The sequence below is a fragment of the Kribbella sp. C-35 genome (genome assembly GCF_046549195.1).
GTDB lineage: Bacteria > Actinomycetota > Actinomycetes > Propionibacteriales > Kribbellaceae > Kribbella.
Genome location: NZ_JAJPWG010000001.1, coordinates 982,827 through 1,005,963, shown reverse-complemented (window position 1 = coordinate 1,005,963; position 23,137 = coordinate 982,827). Strand labels below are relative to the sequence as shown.

Below are 23,137 nucleotides of genomic sequence, written 5' to 3'. Positions count from 1 at the left end.
GGCTGCATGACGCCAACCTCACTCGTCTCGACCGACCGCACGTCAGCCCAGTGGATCACTCCGCGAACGTCGCCGCAAAGGCTCCAGAATCCTCGTCCCTCAGTGAACGGCGATGACTATTAAGGGAACATGTGTTTGACTGTGATGCATGAGGTGGGCAGGGCAGCGGGTTGATGCCGAGACTCCGGGGACGTTGCCGGGGCTCGGGTCGATCGCGGGGCTGGTCCGGTCGGTGACGACGCCGGAGTTCCAGGGGATCACGTTCCATGAGGTGCTGGCGCGGTCGGCGCTGAACTCCGTGCCCGGTACGGCGCTGCCGTTCAACTGGACCGTCAATCCGTACCGCGGGTGTTCGCACGCCTGCCGGTACTGCTTCGCGCGGCCCACCCACCAGTACCTCGAACTCGACGCCGGCCGGGACTTCGACCAGCAGATCGTCGTGAAGACGAACGTGGCCGACGTCCTGCGCCGCGAACTCGCCCGCCCGTCCTGGCGCCACGAACCGGTTGCCCTGGGCACCAACACCGACCCGTACCAACGCGCCGAGGGCCGCTACCGCCTGATGCCGGGCATCATCGAGGCCCTCGCGGCGTCTGGTACTCCACTTTCCATCCTCACCAAGGGCACCCTGCTTCGACGGGATCTGGAGTTGCTGTCAGCGGCCTCCGCCGAGGTCAACGTCGGCATCGGCCTCTCCCTCGCCCTGGGCGACGAAGCACTCCGCCGCCGCCTCGAACCCGGCGTTCCCTCGGTCCGCGGCCGCCTCGACCTGATCCGAGCCGTCCGCAACGCAGACCTCCCCTGCGGCGTCATGGTCGCTCCTGTCCTTCCCTGGCTCACCGACTCGACAGACGAACTGGACGATCTCCTGGCGCAACTGTCCGCGGCCGGCGCCACCGGCGTAACCCCGCTACTCCTCCACCTGCGCCCCGGCGTCAAAGAGTGGTTCATGCAATGGCTGTCCCACGACCACCCGAACCTCGTCAGCCGCTACACCTCCCTCTACGCCCACGGCCCCAACGCATCCCCCAGCTACCGCAAGTCCTTCGACCAAAAGCTCCGCCCACTACTCGCCAAACACGGCTTCGCCCGAACCTCCACCCACCGCACCCAACCCATCAACGGCATGCACCGCCCCAAGCCGTCCCAGGAACCGTTGTTCTGAGGGGAAGGCGGACGTGAGCATCCCACGCGGTGCTACGGGAGGGTGAGGATCTGGGGGCCTTTGGGGGTTATGGCTACGGTGTGTTCGGCGTGGGCGCCGCGGGTTCGGTCGGCGGAGCGGAGGGTCCAGCCGTCTTCGTCGATGCTGTAGGTGGAGCCGGCGCCGGACCAGAACCAGGGCTCGATCGCGAAGACGTGGCCGGCGCGGAGTTTGAGGCCGCGGCCGGGGCGGCCGCCGTTGGGGATGTGGGGCTCCTCGTGCATGCGGCGGCCGACGCCGTGGCCGCCGAAGTCCAGGTTGGTGCCGACGCCGGCCCGGTCCCCGACCGCTCCGATGGCGGCGCCGATGTCGCCGATCCGGTTGCCCTCGACAGCGGCCGCGATCCCGGCGGCGAGGGCCGCTTCGGTCGTCGCGATCAGTTCCAGGTCCTCGGCCCGCGGCGTACCGACGCAGAAGCTGATCGCCGAGTCCGCGCACCACCCGTCGATGGAGGCGCCGCAGTCCACGTTGAGCAGGTCGCCGTCGGCGAGCCGATGGTCGGACGGCAGCCCGTGCAGTACGGCGTCGTTCACCGACGTACAGATCACGCCGCTGAACGGCGAGGTCGCGAATCCGGGCTGGTACCCGTCGAACAACGACACCGCCCCGGCGGAACGCAGTACCTCGCGGGCCACCTCGTCGAGTTCACGCAAGGAGACGCCGACCGCGGCTTCCTTCTTCACCGTTGCGAGCGCCGTACCGACGACCCGCCCGGCCGCGCGCATCTGCTCGATCTGCGCCGGCGTCTTCAACTCGACCATGATTCCTCCGGGATAGTTATACCGGCACTTCTACCACAACCCCAACTAACAGGCCCTGCGCAGCGTCTTCAACGACAACTAGGGCTTGGGGGACGGAATGGCGGTACGACGACGCGCGGTGCTCGGGGGAATGCTCGCTGGAGCCGCGGCGGTGGCGACCAGCGGATGCCTGGCTGACACGTTCGCGAACACGACAGGTGACAGCCCGACGCAGACGGCGGAGCCGAAGCAGAGCAAGCCGGCTGAGCGGATCACGGTCGTCGCGACCGGCGACGTACTGCTCCACGAACGACTGTGGACCACCGCGAAACGCGACGGCGACAACGGCCGCTGGGACTTCGCGCCGTTGATGAGCAGCGTGAAGCCCCTTGTCCAGAAGGCGGATCTCGCGATCGCGCACCTGGAGACGCCGCTGGCTCGTGCAGGCGGTCCGTACCACGGCTACCCGCTCTTCCAGGGTCCGCCGCAGATCGCGACCGCGCTGAAGCAGACCGGCTACGACCTCTGCACGACTGCGAGCAACCACAGCTTCGACGGCGGCGCGGCCGGTGTCGACCGGACACTCGACACCCTCGACAAGGTCGGCCTGAAGCACGCCGGTACGGCGCGATCGCGGGCCGAGGCGGAGCAGATCACGATCGTCGACGTCGGGGGAGTGAAGGTCGCGTCGCTCAGTTTCACCTTCGGTTTCAACGGGCTGCCATACCCGAACGGCGAGACCTGGCGGGCGAGCACGATCAGCGCGAAGACGATCAAGCTGAAGGCTCAAGAAGCCCGCGACCGCGGCGCCGAGCTGGTCCTGGTCAGTTGCCACTGGGGTACGGAGTACTCGAACAAGCTCGACGATCAGCAGCGCGAGGTCGGGCCGCAGCTACTTGCCGACAGCAACATCAACCTGGTGATCGGCCACCATGCGCACGTCGTCCAGCCGATGCAGGAGATCGACGGCAAGTGGATCGCCTACGGGCACGGGAACCTGGTCGCCGCGCACCGGGAACCTGCGAGCCGCAAGGCCGAAGGACTGCTGACCCGCTTCACCTTCACCCGCAACGGAAACGGATGGCAGACCGAGGCCGAGTACGCGCCGCTGCTGATGACCGACGACCTGCCGGTACGAGTCCTCGACGTACGGCGGGAACTCGCGAAGGACACCGCCCGGCGCAGTCGGCTCGAGCTGGCGCAGCGCCGTACGACGGAGACTGTGACGGCACTGGGCGCGACGCCGAAAATGCTTTGAGTCAAGGCGTCGCGGCGGTCTAGGGTCGGGCGCATGATTACGTACTTCGTGATGGTCCGTCGTGCCCGCCTCCGGGCAGGCGAGGGGTGCCTGGGGATGGCATCCGCTCGATAGTCGTTGGGCCCAACGGGTTGTGGACGCGGCCGGGATCGTTCCCGGTGAGCTCGTTCTCGATGTCGGGGCCGGACTCGGCGCGCTGACTGCGCCGCTGGTCCGGGCCGGCGCCCGGGTGGTCGCTGTCGAACTCCACCCCGGTCGTGCCGATCGGTTGCGCCGGCGGTTCGCGGACGCGCCGGTGACGGTCGTCCGGGCCGATGCCGGTGATCTGCGACTGCCGTCGCGGCCGTTCCGGGTGGTGTCGAGTCCGCCGTACAACATCTCCACCTTGTTGCTGAAGCGTTTGCTGGCGCCGGGTTCACACCTGGTGTCGGCGGATCTGGTGCTGCAGCGGCAGGTGGCGAATCGGTGGGCTCGCGGTGACGCGCCCGGGGCGAACCGGTGGTTCCGCCACTACGACCCGTCGCTCGGACTTCGCCTTCCCCGCAGGGCATTCACCCCACCGCCGCATGTCGACTCAGCAGTCTTGGTGCTGCGCAAACGCTAGAAGGAGCGCAACCCCCGCAAGGTCAGAGGTGACCTCGCGGGGGTTTCTGCTGTCAGCCGTGCCAGGAGTTCCAGAGGGCGGCGTAGGAGCCTTGGCGGGCTACGAGTTCGTCGTGGCTGCCTAGTTCTGAGATGCGGCCGTCTTCTACTACTGCGACGCGGTCGGCGTCGTGGGCGGTGTAGAGGCGGTGGGCGATCGCGATGACCGTCCGGCCTTCCAGTACGGCGGCCAGTGAGCGCTCCATGTGCCGCGCGGCCCGCGGGTCGATCAGCGACGTCGCCTCGTCGAGGACCAGCGTGTGCGGGTCGGCCAGCACCAGCCGCGCCAGCGCCAGCTGCTGCGCCTGCGCCGGCGTCAACCCCAGCTGTCCGGAACCGACCCGAGTGTCCAGCCCGTCCGGCAGTGCCACAGCCCACTCTCGCGCATCCACCGCGCCGAGTGCGTCGAGCAGCTCCGCGTCCGTTGCGGACGGACGCGCCATCGAGAGGTTGTCCCGCAGCGTTCCGACGAAGACATGGTGCTCCTGCGTCACCAGCGCGACCTGCTTGCGCAGCTCGTCCAGCGGCAGCTCCGTCATCCCCACACCGCCGACCGTCACCGAACCGGTCCGCGGCGGATGGATGCCCGCGACCAACCGGCCGAGTGTCGACTTGCCCGCACCGGATGGCCCGACCATCGCGATCCGCTCGCCCGGCTGGATCGTCAGGTCGACGCCGTGCAGTACGTCGCGGCCCTCGACGTACGAGAACCGCACGTCACGTGCCTCAACGAGCTCACCGGAAGGCTCCCGGCCCGACGGCGTCCGGTCGTCCGGTACGTCGCTGATCCCGAGCAGTCGCGCGAACGCGGCGCCACCGGACTGGAGCTCGTCCAGCCAGGACAGCAACCTGTCGACCGGGTCGATCAGCTGGTTCACGTACAGCACGGCGGCCGTCACGGCGCCCAGCGAGGCATGTCCGTTGAGGTGCATCCAGCCGCCGAACAGCAGCGTGCCGACGACCGGTACGAGATACCCGAGCTCGGCGGCCGGGAAGTACACCGTCCGCAGGAACAGCGTGTAGCGCTCAGCCAGGTAGCTTCCGCGGATGTCCACGTCACCGCGCCGCACGCGGTCGTCGTACCGCCGCAGGGCCTCGACCGTCCGCGCGCCTTCGACCGTCTCCGCGAGCGAGCTGGTCATCTGCGCGTACGCCGCGTTCTCGCGGAGGTACCCGTCCTTGGCGCGGCGCAGGTACCACTTCGTGCTCAGCCAGAGCAGCGGGACCATCGCGGCCATCGGCACCAGCACCCAGACGCCGACCAGCAGCGTGGCGACCGCGGTGAAGATCACGGTCACGAACGCGATGATCGTCTCCGGCACTGCGAACCGCACGGTCCGGGACAGCGTGTCGACGTCCCGCGACGTCCGGGACAGCAGGTCGCCGGTGCCGGCCCGCTCGACCGTGCCGATCGGGAGCGCGAGCGCGTTGTCGACGAACTCCTCACGCAGCTCGGCCAGCACCTGCTCGCCCAGCGCGAACGACCGGTACCGCGCCCAGCGGGTCAGCAGCGACTGCGCGACGATGAAGCCGGCGATCACGATGATCACCACATTGACCTTGGCGGCGGTCGTGCCGTTCTGCACGTTCTCCACCAGGCCGCCGATCAGCCGCGGCGCCGCGAGCCCGCTGACCGCCGCGAGCCCGTGCAGCACCAGCGCGATCGTCAGGTTGCGCGGGTGCCGCCGGGCCAGTCGCCGGGCATGCCGCCGAATCTCGGCCGACCCGGCCACGGGCAGGATCTGCCTCATCGGAGGGCCTCCTCTTCTTCGGTCTGGCGGGTGACGGTCCTGCGGTACTGCGGGGTGCTCTCGAGCAGCTCGCGGTGCTTGCCGGTGGCAACGACTCGGCCGGCGGCGACGAAGATCACCTCGTCGACGCGGTCGAGCAGCAGCGGGCTGGCGGTCAGTACGACGGTGCTGCGGCCGGACCGGTGGTCGCGCAGCCGGTCCGCGATCCGTGCCTCGGTGTGTGCGTCCACGGCGGAGGTCGGCTCGACCAGGACCAGCACGGACGGGTCGGCGAGCAGCGCCCGTACCAGCACCAGCCGCTGGCGCTGTCCGCCGGAGAACGAGCGGCCCTTCTCCTCGACCTCGGAGTCGAGCCCGTCCGGCAGCGCGACGAGCACGTCCTCCGCGGACGCCGTACGGAGCGCAGCCATCAGTTCGTCGTCAGTACGACGACCTGCTGGGTCCAGCTCCGTGCGCAGCACACCGGTGAACAGCTGGGAGCCCGTGTCGCTCACCAGGATCCGCTCGCGGACATCTGCCCGCGTAGCGCTGGCCAGCGTCACGCCGCCGTACCTGACCTCGCTTGCCTCGTCGTACCGACCTAAGCGGTCTGCGAGCTTGTCGTAGCTGTCCGGCTCCGCGGAGACGACCGCGGTGAGCAGTCCGTCGCGGGCGCGGACGCCGGAGACCGGGTCGACCAGGTCGCCGTGGTCCGGCAGCCGCACCGGTGTCGCCGGGTCGGTGATGTCGGTCTCCAGCTTCAGCACCCGGATGACCCGGCCCGCTGCGACCAGTCCACGCATCAGCTGGTTGGCGAACTCGGTCGCGGTACGCAGTGGCAGCACCAGGAACGTCGCGTACCCGTAGAACGCGACCAGCGAGCCGGCACTGAGGTCACCGTGCAGAGCGAAGTGCGCACCCAGACCGACCACCAGCACGACGAAGATGCCTGGCAGCAGCACCTGTGCCGCGTCGAGCACGGACTGGATGCCGGCCACCCGTACGCCGGCCTTTCGCACCTGCTGTGACTCGCTCCGGTACCGCTGGGAGAACGACTCCTCGCCGCCGATCCCGCGCAGCACGCGCAGACCGGCCACGATGTCCGAGCCCAGCGAGTTCAGCTCTCCGACCGCCTCGCGCTGCGCGGACTGCCGCTTGTGCAGCGGCCGCAGCATCGGCCCGAGGCAGAACAACATGATCGGTACGCCGATCAGTACGACCAGACCGAGCACGGTCGACGACGACAGCAGGATCGCCGCGACCACCGCGAACGCGACGATCGCGCCGGCGAACCGGGCCGAGATCTCCATCAGGTTCCCGATGTAGGACAGGTCGCCCGCGCCGATGCTGACCACCTCGCCGGTGGCCAGTTGCTTCGGCAGCGTCGCGCCGAGGTCGGCCGACTTCCGTGTCACCACCTGGACCGTCCGGTACGCCGCGGTCAGCCAGTTGGTGACCGCAAACCGGTGCCGCATGATGCCCGCCGTCGCCTGCACCACACCGACCGCGAACAGCACCGCGGTCCAGCGCAGCAGCCGCTCGCCGTCGCGCGCCGCGATGCCCTCGTCGATCGCTCGCCCGAGGATCGCCGGGATGAACGCCTGCGCCGCCATCCACAGGATGCCGAACGCCATCCCGCCCGCGAGCGTGCGTGCCTGGCCGCCCGCCACCCACCACAGGTAACGGGCCGGCGAGCGATGATTCGGGACGCCGGGATCGGCGAGCGGCAGTTGTCTCATAGCCTTCCCAGGCTAGGTGCCGCCACCGACAGCCGCATGCGAATTACTCGCACCTGTCGACCCTCCGAACGGCACCTTTCGGCACGCCGGGCGCGGTGACGGTCGGTAGAGCTTCACCTTGCGTTGGGCAACGGGTTCCCACCGGGTCATGTCCGGCCCCTGTCCTGGATCCATGTTGGTGATCGCGCATCGGGGAGCGAGTGGCTACCGCCCGGAACACACACCGGCGGCCTACCGGCTGGCCGCGGCCCAGGGCGCCGACTACCTGGAGCCCGACCTGGTCGCCACCCTCGACGGCGTCCTGGTCTGCCGGCACGAGAACGAGATCTCCGGTACGACGGATATCGCGGAGCACCCGGTGTTCGCCGACCGGAGGATCACCAAGATCGTCGACGGGACCGCGGTCACCGGCTGGTTCGTCGAGGACTTCACGTTCGCCGAGCTGCGGACGCTCCGGGCCCGCGAGCGGATGCCGGCGCTCCGGGCGAACAACACGGCGTACGACGGGCTGGAGGAGATCCCCACCTTCGACGAGGTGGTCGCGCTGGCGCGCCGGGAGTCGGCGCGGCTGGGACGGCCGATCGGGGTACTGCCGGAGATCAAACACCCGGCGTACTTCCGGCGGCTCGGCCTGCCGCTGGAGGAGCTGCTCACCGAGCGGATCCTGGCGCTCGGGCTGCGTCCGGACGAGATCATGATCCAGTCGTTCGAGCCGACGAGCCTGCGGCGGCTGTCGGTGATGACACGGGTGCCACTGGTGCAGCTGATCGACTCCGAGAGCGCACCGAACGACTTCCTGCGGACCGGTGACGGGCGCACGTACGCCGACTTGATCGAGCCTCGAGGGCTTCGGGAGATCGCGACGTACGCGCAGGTGCTGGCGCCGTACAAGGACCTGGTCGTGCCGCGCACCGCGGACGGTTGTCTCGGGGAACCGACCCGCCTGGTCGACCACGCCCACCGCGCCGGTCTGGGGGTCCAGGTGTGGACGTTCCGCGCCGAGCGCCGTTTCCTGCCGACCGGGACCGACTTCCCGACCGAGCTGGCCCGCTTCGCCGCACTGGGCCTGCAGGGCGTCTTCGCCGACCACCCGGACCAGGCAGTCGCAGCACTCCGCAAACCCGCCCTGAACGTGTAGCAGCGGGGTGACCGCTGCCCGCGATCACCCCGCCTGGGGTGCTGCGCCTCTGGTGGGCGCAGTCATGCTCACGCCGCCGGGGGCTTGTTGTTGTTGGTGTCGTCGTAGAGGCGGGAAGCGATGTCGTCCTCGGTCGTGTCCTGGTTCTGGTTCTGGTTGACCGACTGCTGGACGTTCTGCCAGACCGCCTTGCCGTCGGACTCCGGGATCACGATCCAGGCGACCGCGTAGCCGATCAGCGCGGCGCCGCCGGTGATCAGGGTGAGGCCGACCCAGCCGAGGCGGACCAGGGTCACGTCGACGTTCAGGTAGTCGGCGATGCCGCCGGAGACGCCGGAGAGCATCCGCTGGTTGGCGGAACGACGGAGGACCTTGCCGGACAGGTTCTGGAACGGTGCGTTGGAGTTCGTCATGGCTCTACTCTCCCGCCCCGGGACCCCGCGCCACATCAGGATCGGTACCGACCGACCCCTGATCCACCCCTGACGACTTTCGTGACAAGACGCTTCGTCAGCGCGGAGACTTAGGGGGTGGAGCCTCCGCGCACCGGTACGACCCCCGGCCGTGGCCGGGGCGTGCTGGCGTCGGTTGCCGCAGCGACCACGGTGGTGGCCGTCATCGGCGTCACCAACCTGCTGAGCTCCAGCGGCACGGGGACCCTGATCACGACCCCAGAGCCGACCCCGGAGCCCGTGGCGGTGCGGACGGTCGGCTTCGGGCACGTGGCGATCACCGTGCCGAAGGCCTGGGGCACGAACGCCAGCCGCTGCGGTACGCCGCACCGGGACACCGTGCTGATCGACGACCCGTCCGCTGCGTCGTACTGCGACCTGCCGCGCCCGCCGGATGTTGACAGCGTGGAGCTTGTCACGGTCCCGCCGAGCGGCTTCCAGAGGGACGAGACGATCACTGTGGACGGTGTGTACGCCGAGCGCCGCAAGACCAGCTGTGCGAGTGACGACGTGTGCTGGGGCGCAGTGGGCTTCCCGTCGTTGCACGTCTGGTTCCGCGCCTCGTCGTCGACGAGTGCCGACGAGGTGGATCAGATCCTCGCCCGGATCCAGATCCTGCCGGACCGGGTCGGCGTACCCAGCTCGTGGTCGTTGGACGAGGCCCGCGACGGTACGGCGTACGCGAAGCTGGTCCAGGAGCTGGGGCTGAGGACGGAGATCCTCACCAGGACGTCAACCGTGTACAAGCCAGGCCGCGTCGTGAGCGTCTCTCCGCGTCCCGGCACCCTGCTGAGCCCCGGCCAAACGGTCACGCTGACAGTTATCAAGTAGGTCGGAACCTCTGGTGCCCGTCACCCTGTCTGTAGGGGTGAGGAGGGGTATGGACGAGTTCACTGAGTACGTCACCGCACGCTGGCCCACGCTGGTGCGGTCCGCGGTTCTGCTCGGGTGTACGCCGCCTGAAGCGGAGGATCTCGTTCAGTCCGTCCTGGAGCGGTGCCTGCTCAAGTGGAACCGGGTGCGGGTAGCGGAGGACCGTGACGCGTACGTGCACCGCATGCTGGTCAACTGCTTCCGCTCCTCCCGCAGACGTCGCTGGCACGGTGAGCTGCCGTCCGCGTCGCTCCCGGAGTCCCCGGGCGGTGACCAGACGGCAGGTGTCGACGACACGGACGCCGTGATGCGTGCACTCGACCGCCTGCCGGGTGACCAGCGCACAGCCGTCGTACTGCGGTACTACGCGCACCTCAGCGAGCAGCAGATGGCGTCCGTACTGGGCGTCGCCGCCGGCACGGTCAAGAGCCGACTATCCCGAGCGGTGAAGGCCCTGGCAGAGGACCCACACCTGGCAGAACTGCGAGAAACCCGATGACCGACCTGACCGACCTCCTGGCCCGCACCGCCGACCAGACCCCCGTAGGCCCACCCCCACTGGACGCCCTCCACGCCGGAGCGACCCGCCGCGGACGCCGCCGTACGGCGGGACTCACAGCCACTGCTGCGGTCGCTGTCGCTGCCGTAGTCGGCGGAACCACCCTGCTGACCTCTCCCGACCAGACCGCCCCCGTTACGTCACCCACCCCGTCCCCAACGCCGTATACGCTGCGGCTGGTCGGCTTCGGCCACGCCGTTATCGCCATACCGGGGGACTGGCCGGTCAACAAGAGCATGTGCGGCACTCCACAACAGGACACACTCCTCCTCGACGACCCGAGCGCAGCGCAGTTCTGCAAGGCGGACCGTCCCCCCGGGGTCGAGAGCATGGCGGTGTACTACGGGCGCCCGAGAGTCGACTTCCACGCCGACGAGACGTTCGAGATCGACGGAGTCCGCGCCGAGCGGCAGCGGACGACCTGCTCGCCCTCCTTCTACCCCAAGGCGAAGGGCACGGCGAAGGTCACGACCTGTGGCAGCACAGTGAGCATCCCGTCGCTCAAGGTGTGGTTCCGGGCCGAATCGTCGACCAGCGCCGAGGAGGTCGACCGGATGCTGGCCCCGATCCAGATCGTGCCGGACCTGTCCGGCGTCCCCAGCTACCGGTCGCTCGGCACGGCGCTCAATCCCGTCGCGAAGTCCTACGCGCCGGTGCTGGCGGCCTCCGGGCTCAAAGCGCAGTACAAGCAGGTGAAGTCGCCGAGCTACCCGCCCGGCACGATCCTGGGCGTCTCGCCCACCGCGGGCACGATCTTGACGGTCGGCTCCACCGTGACCGTGACGGTCGCTCGCTGATCAGAACTGTCGGTGGGGATGCCTAGCGTGCTGGGTATGGACGTGCAGGCGGTGGTGAAGGTGATGGCGGGGTTGCCGGGCGCCGAGGAGCAGGAGGGGTGGGCGGGGCAGCCGGTCTTCAAGGTCCGCAACAAGAGCTTCGCGTACCTGTCCGAGGACCAGACCCGCCTGCACCTCAAGGCGCTCCGCGAGGAGCAGGAGGCGCTCGTCGCCGAAGACCCGGAGGTCTACACACCCTCCTGGGAGGGCGGCCGCTTCGCCTGGGTCCTCATCCAGGTGGAGCTGGCCGACGAGGAAGAGCTCAGCGAACTGGTCACGGAAGCCTGGCGCCTCACCGCCCCGAAGTACCTGATCGCCCAGCTGGACAACTGAGCGCCGGGTAGGGGCTGGCTTGCACTCGCTTGGGTCGAGTGCTAATACTTGGTTAGCACTCCATGGGTGAGAGTGATAAGAGCTCGCGCCCGGCGGAGTGTGCAAGAAGACGGCCTCGATGAGGTGCTGTTGCGCGGCGGGACATGAGCGTCGCGGATCGGTGCCGTCCGTCGCGGGCATCCGGGCCGGCTGAACCACAAAGACTCGACGCGGGAGGACTCGCGGAGAATGCCCAAGCTGATTGCTTTCGATGAAGAGGCGCGCCGCGGCCTCGAGCGGGGAATGAACACCCTCGCCGACGCCGTCAAGGTGACGCTCGGCCCGAAGGGCCGCAACGTCGTTCTGGAGAAGAAGTGGGGCGCACCCACGATCACCAACGACGGCGTCTCCATCGCCAAGGAGATCGAGCTCGAGGACCCGTACGAGAAGATCGGGGCCGAGCTCGTCAAGGAAGTTGCCAAGAAGACCGACGACGTCGCGGGTGACGGTACGACCACCGCCACCGTGCTGGCCCAGGCCCTCGTCCGCGAGGGGCTGCGCAACGTCGCCGCCGGCGCCAACCCGATGGGCCTGAAGAAGGGCATCGAGAAGGCGACCGAGGCCGTCAGCGAGCAGCTGCTGGCGCTGGCCAAGCCGGTCGAGACCCGCGAGCAGATCGCGGCGACCGCGTCCATCTCGGCCGCGGACACCCAGGTCGGCTCGATCATCGCCGAGGCGATGGACAAGGTCGGCAAGGAAGGTGTCATCACCGTCGAGGAGAGCAACACCTTCGGCCTCGAGCTCGAGCTCACCGAGGGTATGCGCTTCGACAAGGGCTACATCTCGCCGTACTTCGTGACCGACACGGACCGGATGGAGGCCGTCCTCGACGACCCGTACATCCTGGTCGTGAACAGCAAGATCGGCAGCATCAAGGACCTGGTCCCGGTGCTGGAGAAGGTCATGCAGACCGGCAAGCCGCTGGCCATCATCGCGGAGGACGTCGAGGGCGAGGCCCTGGCCACCCTGGTCGTCAACAAGATCAAGGGCACCTTCAAGGCCGTCGCCGTCAAGGCGCCGGGCTTCGGTGACCGCCGCAAGGCCATGCTGGTCGACATCGCCGTCCTCACCGGCGGCGAGGTGATCTCCGAGGAGGTCGGCCTCAAGCTCGACACCGTCGACCTGGAGCTGCTCGGCCAGGCCCGCAAGATCGTCGTCACCAAGGACGAGACGACCATCGTCGAGGGCTCGGGCGACGCCGACCAGATCACCGGCCGGGTGAACCAGATCCGCGCCGAGATCGAGAAGTCGGACTCCGACTACGACCGCGAGAAGCTGCAGGAGCGCCTGGCCAAGCTGGCCGGCGGTGTTGCGGTCATCAAGGTCGGCGCGGCCACCGAGGTCGAGCTGAAGGAGCGCAAGCACCGCATCGAGGACGCCGTTCGCAACGCGAAGGCGGCCGTCGAGGAGGGCATCGTCGCCGGTGGCGGCGTGGCGCTGCTGCAGGCGTCGGTGATCGCGTTCGAGAAGCTGGACCTCGAGGGTGACGAGGCGACCGGTGCGGAGATCGTCCGCAAGGCCGTCGAGGCGCCGCTGAAGCAGATCGCCGTGAACGCCGGCCTCGAGGGCGGCGTCGTGGTGGAGAAGGTTCGCAACCTCGAGCCGGGCTGGGGCCTCAACGCCGCGTCCGGTGAGTACGTGGACCTGATCAAGACCGGCATCATCGACCCGGCCAAGGTGACGCGCTCGGCGCTGCAGAACGCGGCGTCCATCGCGGCCCTGTTCCTCACCACCGAGGCCGTCATCGCCGACAAGCCGGAGAAGGCAGCAGCCGCTCCGGGCGGCGCGCCCGACATGGGCGGCATGGACTTCTGATCCAGAAGTAGTCCAACAGCACACAGCAGCACACCAAGCGGTCCCGAGCAGCAGCTCGGGACCGCTTGCTATGTGCCGGTGATGAGGTGGTGGGCCAGGAGTGGGGAGAAGGTGCGGGTGGGGAGGTCTGGGGTCAGGCCGCAGGGGCCGTCGGATTCGCCCGGTGTGCGGAGCCAGAGGTGGAGGTCTACGGGGGCGGGGGTGCGCGCCGGGGGAGTGCCTAGTTTGCGGGCGGGTGGGTTGCAGGAGCTGCCGTCGGAACCGTTGCCGTTGCGGCTGGTGTCGATGACGTAGTGGGTGCCGCCGCCGAGGGCCTGCAAGATCTCGGAGCCGCGGGTGGCCGACTGCTCGGTGGTGAAGTAGTTCGCGGTGTTCAGGGCGAACCCGCGGACCTTGCCGATATCCGCGAGCCGCAGCCGGCGCGCCATCTCCTTCGCGTCACCGGACGTCACGTTCCCGGCGTCGAGGTACGTCCACGTGTTCGGGTTCTTCGCCGCCAACACCCCGACGGCGTACTTCAGCAGCCCGATCCGCCCGTCCCACTCCGACGTCGGGTAGCAGTCGAGTCGCGCCAGCGCGTCCGGTTCGAGAACCACCACCGCCGGCCGCGTCCCGATCCCGGCCGACACCGCTGCGATCCACGTCCGGTACGCCGCCTCGGACGCGGCCCCGCCCCCGATCCCGCACTGGCGTCCCGGGAGGTTGTCCGTCACCAGCACCGGCAACTTGCCCGCCTTGTCGGCTGCCGTCGTGTACGCCGTGACGCCCGCCTTCACGTCCCCGCTCCACGCTCCGACCCAGCGCGCCGACGCCTGCGCGGCGATCTTCGACGCGAGCTCGGTGTCCTCCGGATGCCGCCGTACGTAGGCAGCCGCGGGCGACGCCGGATCGACGTAGAACCCGGTGGTCAGCTTCAACGGATCGCCGGTCGCCTCGGCCAGCCCGGATTCGGGCCGGCCGAGGACGAGCAGCGCGGCGGTCAGCACAAGGAAGGCAACTACCGGACGCGTGGTCGGCATCGTGAAGGATCCTCCTGATCACTCAACGTGCCGACGACATTACTCTTCGGCAGCTCAGCTGTTCTCGTCGACCTCGCAGAACGAGGCGTAGTGGTCGCCGGTGTAGTAGACGTGTGCGGGCGTGGTCATCGCGCCGCCGCCGACCAGCCGACGGGCGCCGCGGTCGGGTGAGCCGGGCGTGATCACGGTGTACTCGTGGTAGTACCCGTTCGACTCGTCCGGGAGGATGCCCTCCCGGTTCGAGAAGACGGTGCCGTCCTGGTCGTATGGGAACGGTCCGCCGGAGTGGATGAGGTCGAGGGTGTCGGCGGCCTGCGACGGCAGCGAGCTGAGCGCGCAGGTGTCGATCGCGGTGACCTGCGGCGCGGTGACGTACGACGAGGTGGCGTATGAGGCGGAGGTAGGGGTTGGGGCGGCGTAGGCCGTGGAGCCCAGGGCGGCGGTGGCAGCCAGGGTCACGGCGGCGATGAGGGTTCTCATGCCCGGAGGCTTCCCGCCCGGAACGACGCCGGTACATCCCAGCTCTGAATAACAGCTGGACTATGACCCCGGCGTACCCCTAAAGTCTGGCGCGGCGAGAGAGATCCCGGAGCGGAAGGAGCGACCGATGAAGACACTGACTTGTTTCCCGGTGCGCCCGGTCCGCTCGCACAGCTCGCACTGAGCGGAGTGGCGCGCCTCCTGCTGGAGGATCTGTGACTATCCGCAACACCGTCGAGGCCGACCTCGACACCATCCTTGCTCTGATCGAGCAGAAGTCCGTCAACACCGTGACCGTCGAGCGGTACCGCGAGTACGTTGCCGCCGGCTACTACAAGCACGACTGGAACTGGGTCGTCGAGGAGAACGGCGCGATCCAGGCCCTCGCGATCTGGTGGGGCGTCCCGGGCGAGAACCACCCGTACAGCATCGACGGCCTCTACTACGCCGGTGAAGGCGACCCGGTCCCGGTCTGGACCGAGCTGCTGAAGTACGCCGTCGCGTCCCGGCCCGCCGGTGCCGAGCCGCCGGAGTACCACTTCTTCCTGGACAGCGACTGGCAGGACAAGCCGGACGTCGTCGCGGCGCTCCAGACGCGGAGCCAGGCGGCCGCCGCGGTCGGGATGAGCGGGATCACCGATCGGCTGCGCTACGAATGGAAGCCGGAGTACGGGCTGCCGGAGCGGCCCACCCGGCTGAAGTTCGATCCGGCCGACGACGAAGCGTTCGTCGACGTGTTCATGCGGGTCAGCGTGGGCAGTCTCGACGCCGCGACCGCGCGGGAGATCGCGCGACTCGGCGTCGAGGGCGCGGCCCGCGAAGAGCTGGCGATGTACAAGTCGATGCGGGGCGACCGCGACTGGTGGCGGCTGGCGCACGACGAAACCGGCGAGCTGGTCGGGTTCCACTTGCCGTCGGCGAATGCCGGCGGGCCGGTCGTCGGGTATCTCGGCATCGTGCCGGAGCACCGCGGGAAGGGCCTGATCAACGACCTGCTGGCCGACCTCACGCACCAACTCGCGGAGACCGGCGCCGAGAACATCCGGGCCGACACCGACTTCGGCAACATCCCGATGGCGAAGAGCTTCGAGCGCCAGGGCTACCGGAACTTCGCGGTCCGCCGGGTACTGGCCTTCCCGGAGAACTGAGCGCGAGGTAGAGACGTGCACGCCCCGAATCCCTATGCTCCCTGACATGTCAGAGAGTTTCGGGGGAGCGGGGCGATGCGCGACATCGCTCTGATCCTGCATGTGCTGGCGGGCGTGCTCGCAGTCCTGTTCGGCCCGTTGGCGATCGTGCTCACGCTGCGCCGCCGCGGGCTGAACTGGGTCGGCGAGGTCTACCACTGGACGATCGCGGCGGTCTGCCTGACCGCGCTGGTGATGGTCCCGTACGACTGGGGCCGGCTCTGGTACTTCTGGCCGATCACGATCGCGTCGTACCTGTTCGTGTACGTCGGCCAACGCGCGGCCGAGGCGCCCGGAGGACTCTGGTACCGCGGCGTCCTGCGCGGGTACGGCGGCGGCTGGGTGGCACTGTGGACCGCGATCGCGGTCGTCTCCCTGCCGCACCAGTGGTGGGCTTGGGCGCTCCCGGTCGTGGTCGGTTCGGCCGTGATCGAGTGGCTGTGCTTCAACCCGTCGCCGGGCTGGACCCAACAGGCCCAACCCGGCGCAAAGGCCTAAGCCTGCCCGGCTTGCTCTTCCGGGGTTGCCTTGCGGACGACGAGGCGGGTCCAGGCGCCGACGTAGACGCGGTCGTCGGGGTTCAGCTCCTGACGCTGGCCCGGGATGATCGGGGTCTCCGGGAGCGGTCCGGCGGCGGAGGCGACGTACGTGCCGTTGGAGGACTGCAGGTCCTCCACCCACCATCGCTGGCCGTCGGTGGTCAGCTGGGCCTGCCGGCGGCTGACGCCGGTGTCGTCGCCGCAGTCGATCTCCGGCGAGATGCCGCGGCTACGGGACGGCCGGCCGATCAGCAGGCTCTTCTCGGTCAGCGGGATCACTGCCGGCAGCCCTGGCGACGGACACGGGTCGTCACTCTGCTGTACGGCGTACCAGTCCGGGTCGACCCAGCGCTCGACGACCCACTCGGCCAGCGCGGCCGGTGCCGACGGTGTCGCCGGTGGGGTCGCCGGAGCCGGACCGGCGGACAGGTCGAGCGACGAGGCCGGCCGCGGCATGGTGCCGGTGGTGAAGTCGTACCCGCAGCTCTCGCAGAACAGAGCGTCGGGGGCGGCGGCCTCCGAACAGTTCGGGCACGACTGCGCCGCCGGAGCTCCAGCTGGTGAGGCGGCGGAACCCGCGGGCGCTGTGCCGCCGGCGCTCGGCCCAGGACCCGCGGGAGCGCCGGCCGCGGGAGCCGCGGGTGTGCTGGCTGCCGAGACCGCTGCGCCGGCGTCCGCCGGGATGGGGAGGCCGCAGACGTCGCAGTAGTCGGTGGAGGTGGACGGGTGTCCACTGGGACAGTTCACGGTCATTTCCGCACCCGGGTGGTCTTGGTGGAGGCCGTGTCGAGCGCCATCTCATCGGCTTTCTCGACCGTCCGCTTCAGCCGCACCGTACCCGTATCCTGGTCGTCGATCTCGACAACCTTCCGCAGCCGGGTCGTCGCCTCTTCGTTGCCGGTCTGAGCGGCGAGCTGCACCGCGCGACCGAGCTTGGTGGTCGCCGTCGCGGTGTCGCCGACCGCCTTCGCGGCCAGGCCGTCCTGGATCGCCTGCGCCAGCTCGGTCTGTCCGGTGTAGTGCGCGACCTCCGGGCTGATCCGGGTGGTGAGCGCCTCGTCCGCGGACCACAGCGCCTTCACCAGGCCCTGCGCGACCGTGTCGTCGCCCAGCACGAGCTGCACACGCGCGGCGAGCTGCTCCTGCCCGACCGCCTTCGCGGCCAGCCGGATCGCCACGTGGTAGTCGCGGGACTCGTCACCCCACGACCCGGTCGGGTACGACCCGGTCAACGGGTTGATCGACGTACGCCGGGACGTCAGGTCCTCGACCGTCGGCGCGACCTGCCTGACGAACAGCACCTCCGCACCCTGCGGCGCCCACACCCGCAGGTCGGCCTGCGCGACACCACGGCTCATCGCGTTCTGGATCAGCTTGGAGAACTCGGCGGCCAGCTGGTCCGGCGCCGGGATGATGTCGACGGTACCGAGCAGGGCCTGCGCGATCCGGCGTACCTCGTCCACCTGCCAGGCGACGCCGACGCCGCGGGTGTCGCACTGGAACTGGCCGGTCACCGCCTGGATCGTCTGGGTCAGCGCCTCCGGCGTCTCGTGCTGGTTCTCGCCGTCGGTCAGCAGGATGGCGTGCTTCTGCGTCAGCGACGGCACGGTGGCGAACACCCGCGACGCCAGCCGCAGCCACGTGCCCATCGCGGTCCCGCCGTCGGCGTAGAACCGGGACACGGCGTCCTTCGCGGCCTGCCGCGTGTACGGGTCCATCTTGACCATCACCGGCTCCGCGGACGGCGGGAACGCCAGCTGCGCGCGGTCGTTGCCGGAGATCACCGCGAACCAGACACCGTCGAGGATCTGGTCGAGCGCGGTCTGCGCGGCGTACGCGGCCGCCTGGACACCGTCGCGACCCATCGAGCCGGAGGTGTCGACGATGATGATCTCGCCCGCGTCGCCGCTGCCGGACTGCCCTGCGGCGCCGGCGCCGGTGCAGTTCACCGTGACGATGGCGTGCACGTCGGTCCCGCCGTCCGGCAGGAACTCGTTCTGGTAAACGGAGGCGGTGAAGTCGGCCATCTCGGGTCCCTCTCCTTAAATGCGTGCGAGCGCGACGGTGATGTTGTCCTGACCGCCCTGGGCGTTGGCCCAGTCAACCAGGGCGGACGCAGTGGCCAGCGGCTCGCCGCCCTTGTCCGCAGCTGTCTGACGTACGAGCTCGGCCAGCGGTGCCGCCTCCGAGCAGTAGTTCCAGAGGCCGTCCGAGCAGACCAGCAGCCAGCCGGGCCCGCTCACCTGCTGGCTCGTGGTCCGTGGCGTGTGGTCCGGCGCGTCCTTGCCGAGCCAGCGGGTGATCGCGTGCGCGTGCGGACCGGACTCGGCTTCCTCGCGGGAGACGCCGGTGGCGATCAGCTCGGCGGCCCACGAGTCGTCCACCGTCAATGCGACCGGCTCGGCCGCGTCCGGGAACCAGTACGCGCGGCTGTCGCCGACACTGCCCGCCACGAGCAGCCCGTTCTCCAGGACGGCCGCGACGAAGGTGCAGGACGCCGGGTTCGGGCTGTCCGGACTGGTGTTGTCGAGTACGGCGTCACTCGCCGCGTCGGCCGCCGCCTTGAGCCGGGCCGCGGTAGCACTGGCCCGCGACGAGTCCGTGCCGAGCCCCTGCGCGTGGCCGGCCTCAAGCACCTCACGCGCCGCCCGGGCGGCCGCGAGCGAGGCGACGTCGGAGTCGAGCGACGAGCTGACGCCGTCGCACACCACCAGAAGCGCTCGGCTGCCTGGCTCGGCGTCCGCGGCGATCGCCATCGCGTCCTCGTTCCGGGTGTGCCGGATGCCGCGGTCGCACACCCCGGCCACCCACGGAGCGGGCTGCTCCTCGAAGTGGTCGCGCGGCTTGGCCGCCTTGGTGCCGCAGGTCTCGCAGTACCCGTCCGCGCTGACGGTGCCGCCGCACGACCGGCACGGGCCGACGGCCGCAGCCTCCGGGCCGGGCACCGCGCCGATCTCCACGGTCGGCTCGGTGTCGGTGTCCAGCGCAGGTGAGGTCGGGGCAGTCCCCGGCTTCAGCTCGGCGCCGCAGGCCTCGCAGAACAGGTCCGCCTCGGACACCACCCCGCCGCAGCTGGGGCAGACCGTGTCGGTCGTACTCGTCATCGCAACGTCCATCCTCGAACCTCGTTGGCCTGGTCGACCAGGGCGATCCGTTCCGGCCGGGTCTGCGCCTGGTCGGCCAGCAGCCGGTAGGTGGCCTCGAGCCCGTCCCGCAGGGAGGTCTCGGTGGCTGCCCGTCCGTCGATCCGCAGAGCTTCCTGCGGACCGGACTGCTGGACCTCGGCCAGCGCGGTCCGGAACACGTCCGCGGCCAGGTTGGCCCGGTCGACCGGGTCGATGGTCAGCGTCGCGATGCTGTCCATCGCCTGGGCGAGCGCGGGAAGGCCACGCCCTGATCCTGCCAGCAGACCGGCTCGCTGGCGACGGGCCCGCACGTACTCGCCGCTGGTTCGCGGCACCAGGTCGAGTGCGTTGAGCGCACCGTCCACGTCTTTGCGCGAGGTCCGGATGTTGGCCAGACCGAACGCCGAGGGCGCGATGTAGTTGGCGTCGGTGCGCGCACAGGTCAGGTAGAGGCCCTCGGCAACGTCGAACTCGCCGCTGTGCTCACACGCGATCGCGAGCGCGAGTTTCGGCCCCAGCTCACCCGGCACCTGGCCGTAGACGGCATTGAACGCGGACTGTGCGGCCTTCGAGTCGCCACGGGCCAGAGCGACCAGTCCGGCCATCCAGACCGCGCGCCACTCCCACGGGTCGTCGTTGAGCAGGTCAGCCACCGCGGTGTCGACCATGTCGTAACGCTCCGGTCCGACCTCCAGGGCGGCCTCCGCGACCTCCAGCAGTGTCTGCGCCGACTGCTCCGGCGCATCGACCAGCAGCTCCAGCCTCTTGGCCGGGTCCGGCACGCTGACCGTCTTCAGCCAGCTCGCCATCCTGTCGCTGTCGTCCGGCGCCAGCGAAGGCAGCTGCTGCCACGGCTGCGCCGCCTCGCCCAGTCCGACCGACTTGTCACCCGGCGTACCGAACAGCAGCGACGACGCCGAGTGCTGGGCAGCCTTCACGCCCTGCTTGTCGGCCACCACCTCACGCAGTACGCCGAGCAGTTGCACGCGGAACTCGTCCGCGGACTGGAACCGGTCCGCCGGGTCCTTCGCGCACGCCTTGGCCAGCAGGCGGTACACCGAGTCGTATTTCTGGAACAGCGGCACCTCGCTCACCTGCGGCAGCGTGTCGACGTACCGGCTCTGGTAGCCGCGGAACTCCATCGCCAGCACGCACAGCGTCCGGCCGAGCGTGTAGATGTCGGAGGCGACCGACGGGCCGACCTCGGCCACCTCGGGCGCCTGGAAGCCGACCGTGCCGTAGATCGCCGAGTCCAGGTCGTCGATCCGCCGGACACCACCGAGGTCGATCAGCTTGACCGCGTCACCGACCTGGATGATGTTGTCCGGCTTGAAGTCGCAGTACACCAGGCCGAGGTCGTGCAGGTACGAGAACGCCGGCAGGATCTCCAGCATGTACGCGATGGCCTGGTCGATCGGCAGGGCGTCGTACTGGTTGTTGTTGGCCGCCATCCGCTGCTTGAGCAGGGTCTTCAGCGAGGTGCCGCCGACGTACTCCATCACGATGTAGCCGGCGCCGTCGTGGGTGACGAAGTTGTAGATCTCGACGATCAACGGGTGCTCGACGCGGGCCAGGAAGGTCTGCTCCGCGATCGCCGCGGCGACGGCGTCCGGATCCTCCGAGTTCAGCAGACCCTTGAGGACGACCCAGCGGTCGGACACGTTCTTGTCCTTGGCCATGTAGATCCAGCCGAAGCCACCGTGTGCCAGGCAGCCGGCCACCTCGTACTGGTCGTTGACCAGGTCGCCCGGCTGCAGCTTCGGCGAGAACGAGAACCGGTTGCGGCAGTTCGGGCAGAACCCCTCGGTCCGGCCCGGCTGACCGTTCCGGGAGCGGCCGACCGCGTGGCCGCAGCTCGGGCAGTTCCGGCGGTCCTCCGGGACCATCGGGTTGGCCAGGATCGCCTTGCTCGCGTCGATCGCCGGGATCGTCGGTACGTGGGTCAGCCCGGCGCCGAGCCGCGCGCCGCGCAGCCGGGTGGACGACGTACCGAGCTTGCGGGTCAGCTTCGAGCCGGCCTGTCCTGCCCGCGCAGAGCCGAGTGGCGTGGAGGCCAGCCGGTTGGAGGCGCGGGAGACGGTCGACACCGTGCTGAGCGCGTCCGGCTCGCCACTGGCCGCGGTGCCGCCGCCCGGTGCGGGGGAGCCGCACACGTCGCAGTACCCGTCGACATACGTCCCCGTGCAGCCCGGCTGGGTGCACGCACCGGTCGCAGGAGCAGCAGCCGGCGCGGCGGCTGCACTCGGGGCCGCGGGGGAGCCGCAGACGTCGCAGTACCCGTCCACGATGGAGCCGGTACAGCCCGGCTGGGTGCAGGCGGTGTTGGTCGTCATTTCGTCCCTTCCAGGTAGGCCTGGTAGGCCGCTACCAGTGCGCCGAGGCGAGCCAGTTCCACCGGCTCGGTCTCGATCACCGCTCGGCCGCGCCGGTACAGCTCGGCGAGATCTTCGTTGCCCGGGGCAACGCTGGACGCCTTCACCTGATAGGCGTCCAGCAGTTGAGCCAGCTCGTCACGTCGTTGCAGGGCCGAGCCGTACGCCGCCTGCGCCTGGCCGAGCGCCCGCCGTACGGCGTCCAACCGGGTCAGGTACCTCTCCAGCTCTGTCGGCGTGTTCGGCACCGGACCGAGCGCAGTCACATCCGGTACGGCGAGACGCGGGGCCGGACTGACCGTCGCGACAGCCTTGTCCGCGAGCGCTCGGACCGCCTTGCCCTGCGCCTCGAGCTCGCCGCGCAGCGAGCGCGCCCGGGCGACGTCGGCGGCGCGCTCCTTGCGGGTGGCGGCGCCGACGATCAGGTCTCGCTCGACCTTCGCGGCGTCCTGGTCGAGCGGGCCGATCAGCCCGCCGATATCGGCGCCACGCTTGTTGCGGTCGGTCAGGTCGACGAGCCGGCGGTCGAGGTCGTGGTGCTTGGCGAGCGCGTCGTTGCGAACGTTCGCCGGCTCCAGCTTGACCAGGTCGTTGATCCGCTCCACCTGCGCACGCAGCTGCCGCAGCCGGGCGGCCAGGTCGGCGTCGCCGGGCTGCAGCATGAGTTTCGCCCGCAGGCTGGACGCCAGCGCGTCCGACAGTTTGCAGGCCTCGGGCAACGAAACCGCGAGCGAACCGCCCGCGCCGCCGGCGTCCAGGCCGCCCCAGATCAGCGTGGAGATCCGCTCGGTCTCCGTCTGCCCGACCCGGCCCGAGTCCCAGGTGACCAGGATCAGCTCGTACCGGTCCGAGACCGCCTTCCAGACCGTCATGCTGAGCACGATGTCGGCACTGAGAGCGTCCCCGTCGGGCGAGTGCAGGGCGGCCTGATCCAGCTCGTCCAACTCCGCCTTCCGCCGGTCCCGCCACTCCCCAAGCGCACCGAGAAACGAAAGCAGCTCCGCAGCAGGAACACTGCTCCCCATCCTCCCCGGCGACGGAGGAGCCGACACAATCG

General features: G+C 69.7%; 22 protein-coding genes. 11 read left to right on the top strand and 11 right to left on the bottom strand.

All coding sequences use genetic code 11. The annotated features are described in order from the left end of the window. The first annotated feature begins 148 nt into the window (after positions 1-148). Positions 149-1,165, top strand: a complete 1,017-nt coding sequence (locus ACLJOO_RS05180) for an Rv2578c family radical SAM protein (protein WP_410785664.1) — start codon at positions 149-151, stop codon at positions 1,163-1,165. Between the two features lie 32 nt (positions 1,166-1,197). Here ACLJOO_RS05180 and map read toward each other — a convergent pair whose 3' ends face one another. After that, positions 1,198-1,965 carry a type I methionyl aminopeptidase gene (gene map, locus ACLJOO_RS05175; RefSeq protein WP_410785663.1) on the bottom strand — a complete coding sequence of 256 codons (768 nt, stop codon included), beginning with the start codon at positions 1,963-1,965 and terminating at the stop codon, positions 1,198-1,200. Positions 1,966-2,062: 97 nt separating this feature from the next. Here map and ACLJOO_RS05170 point away from each other — a divergent pair, with 97 nt between their 5' ends. Together ACLJOO_RS05170 and ACLJOO_RS05165 are read left to right on the top strand one after the other, a co-directional pair. Next, on the top strand, positions 2,063-3,202 hold the full coding sequence (locus ACLJOO_RS05170) for a CapA family protein (protein WP_410785662.1): 1,140 nt from the start codon (positions 2,063-2,065) through the stop codon (positions 3,200-3,202). A gap of 61 nt (positions 3,203-3,263) precedes the next feature. Further along, entirely contained in the window at positions 3,264-3,806 is a 543-nt protein-coding gene (locus ACLJOO_RS05165; protein ID WP_410785661.1) for an rRNA adenine N(6)-methyltransferase family protein, read from the top strand. A gap of 52 nt (positions 3,807-3,858) precedes the next feature. Here ACLJOO_RS05165 and ACLJOO_RS05160 read toward each other — a convergent pair whose 3' ends face one another. Both ACLJOO_RS05160 and ACLJOO_RS05155 read right to left on the bottom strand, forming a co-directional pair. After that, entirely contained in the window at positions 3,859-5,595 is a 1,737-nt protein-coding gene (locus tag ACLJOO_RS05160; protein ID WP_410785660.1) for an ABC transporter ATP-binding protein, read from the bottom strand. Continuing rightward, positions 5,592-7,313, bottom strand: coding sequence for an ABC transporter ATP-binding protein (locus tag ACLJOO_RS05155; protein ID WP_410785659.1), 1,722 nt, complete (start codon positions 7,311-7,313; stop codon positions 5,592-5,594). Before ACLJOO_RS05155 ends, ACLJOO_RS05160 begins: the two co-directional genes overlap by 4 nt. A gap of 172 nt (positions 7,314-7,485) precedes the next feature. Between ACLJOO_RS05155 and ACLJOO_RS05150 the strand changes: the two genes are divergently transcribed. After that, the gene (locus tag ACLJOO_RS05150) at positions 7,486-8,451 is read left to right on the top strand and encodes a glycerophosphodiester phosphodiesterase (protein WP_410785658.1); all 966 of its coding nucleotides are present in this window, start codon (positions 7,486-7,488) and stop codon (positions 8,449-8,451) included. A gap of 68 nt (positions 8,452-8,519) precedes the next feature. Here the strand turns inward: ACLJOO_RS05150 and ACLJOO_RS05145 are convergent, their stop codons facing one another. After that, complete coding sequence (locus tag ACLJOO_RS05145) at positions 8,520-8,864, bottom strand: PspC domain-containing protein (RefSeq protein WP_410785657.1); 345 nt, start codon at positions 8,862-8,864, stop codon at positions 8,520-8,522. A gap of 117 nt (positions 8,865-8,981) precedes the next feature. Here ACLJOO_RS05145 and ACLJOO_RS05140 point away from each other — a divergent pair, with 117 nt between their 5' ends. The 5 genes from ACLJOO_RS05140 (at position 8,982) to groL (ending at position 13,358) form a co-directional block, all read left to right on the top strand. Further along, complete coding sequence (locus ACLJOO_RS05140) at positions 8,982-9,734, top strand: PASTA domain-containing protein (RefSeq protein WP_410785656.1); 753 nt, start codon at positions 8,982-8,984, stop codon at positions 9,732-9,734. A 49-nt stretch (positions 9,735-9,783) separates the two neighbouring features. Continuing rightward, complete coding sequence (locus tag ACLJOO_RS05135) at positions 9,784-10,275, top strand: SigE family RNA polymerase sigma factor (RefSeq protein ID WP_410785655.1); 492 nt, start codon at positions 9,784-9,786, stop codon at positions 10,273-10,275. After that, positions 10,272-11,132, top strand: a complete 861-nt coding sequence (locus ACLJOO_RS05130) for a PASTA domain-containing protein (protein WP_410785654.1) — start codon at positions 10,272-10,274, stop codon at positions 11,130-11,132. The genes ACLJOO_RS05135 and ACLJOO_RS05130 overlap by 4 nt, the downstream gene beginning before the upstream one ends. Positions 11,133-11,168: 36 nt before the next feature. After that, entirely contained in the window at positions 11,169-11,504 is a 336-nt protein-coding gene (locus ACLJOO_RS05125) for an MmcQ/YjbR family DNA-binding protein (protein WP_410785653.1), read from the top strand. Positions 11,505-11,732: 228 nt separating this feature from the next. Then, positions 11,733-13,358, top strand: coding sequence for a chaperonin GroEL (groL, locus tag ACLJOO_RS05120; protein WP_410785652.1), 1,626 nt, complete (start codon positions 11,733-11,735; stop codon positions 13,356-13,358). 68 nt (positions 13,359-13,426) lie between these two features. Here groL and ACLJOO_RS05115 read toward each other — a convergent pair whose 3' ends face one another. Both ACLJOO_RS05115 and ACLJOO_RS05110 read right to left on the bottom strand, forming a co-directional pair. Continuing rightward, positions 13,427-14,377: a glycoside hydrolase family 6 protein gene (locus tag ACLJOO_RS05115; RefSeq protein ID WP_410785651.1), complete on the bottom strand. Its 951-nt coding sequence runs from the start codon at positions 14,375-14,377 to the stop codon at positions 13,427-13,429. Between the two features lie 54 nt (positions 14,378-14,431). Next, on the bottom strand, positions 14,432-14,857 hold the full coding sequence (locus ACLJOO_RS05110) for a ribonuclease domain-containing protein (protein ID WP_410785650.1): 426 nt from the start codon (positions 14,855-14,857) through the stop codon (positions 14,432-14,434). 215 nt (positions 14,858-15,072) lie between these two features. Between ACLJOO_RS05110 and ACLJOO_RS05105 the strand changes: the two genes are divergently transcribed. Continuing rightward, positions 15,073-16,005, top strand: a complete 933-nt coding sequence (locus tag ACLJOO_RS05105) for a GNAT family N-acetyltransferase (protein WP_410785649.1) — start codon at positions 15,073-15,075, stop codon at positions 16,003-16,005. Positions 16,006-16,080: 75 nt separating this feature from the next. Next, complete coding sequence (locus ACLJOO_RS05100) at positions 16,081-16,542, top strand: hypothetical protein (RefSeq protein WP_410785648.1); 462 nt, start codon at positions 16,081-16,083, stop codon at positions 16,540-16,542. Here the strand turns inward: ACLJOO_RS05100 and ACLJOO_RS05095 are convergent. The 5 genes from ACLJOO_RS05095 to ACLJOO_RS05075 are packed head-to-tail and all read right to left on the bottom strand — an operon-like array spanning position 16,539 to position 23,105. Next, positions 16,539-17,336: an FHA domain-containing protein gene (locus tag ACLJOO_RS05095; RefSeq protein WP_410785647.1), complete on the bottom strand. Its 798-nt coding sequence runs from the start codon at positions 17,334-17,336 to the stop codon at positions 16,539-16,541. The genes ACLJOO_RS05100 and ACLJOO_RS05095 overlap by 4 nt on opposite strands. After that, the gene (locus ACLJOO_RS05090; protein WP_410785646.1) at positions 17,333-18,610 is read right to left on the bottom strand and encodes a VWA domain-containing protein; all 1,278 of its coding nucleotides are present in this window, start codon (positions 18,608-18,610) and stop codon (positions 17,333-17,335) included. The genes ACLJOO_RS05095 and ACLJOO_RS05090 overlap by 4 nt, the downstream gene beginning before the upstream one ends. 15 nt (positions 18,611-18,625) lie before the next feature. Next, the gene (locus ACLJOO_RS05085; protein WP_410785645.1) at positions 18,626-19,699 is read right to left on the bottom strand and encodes a PP2C family protein-serine/threonine phosphatase; all 1,074 of its coding nucleotides are present in this window, start codon (positions 19,697-19,699) and stop codon (positions 18,626-18,628) included. Next, the gene (locus ACLJOO_RS05080) at positions 19,684-22,041 is read right to left on the bottom strand and encodes a tetratricopeptide repeat protein (protein WP_410785644.1); all 2,358 of its coding nucleotides are present in this window, start codon (positions 22,039-22,041) and stop codon (positions 19,684-19,686) included. The genes ACLJOO_RS05085 and ACLJOO_RS05080 overlap by 16 nt, the downstream gene beginning before the upstream one ends. Further along, complete coding sequence (locus tag ACLJOO_RS05075) at positions 22,038-23,105, bottom strand: hypothetical protein (RefSeq protein WP_410785643.1); 1,068 nt, start codon at positions 23,103-23,105, stop codon at positions 22,038-22,040. Before ACLJOO_RS05075 ends, ACLJOO_RS05080 begins: the two co-directional genes overlap by 4 nt. Positions 23,106-23,137 lie beyond the last annotated feature (32 nt).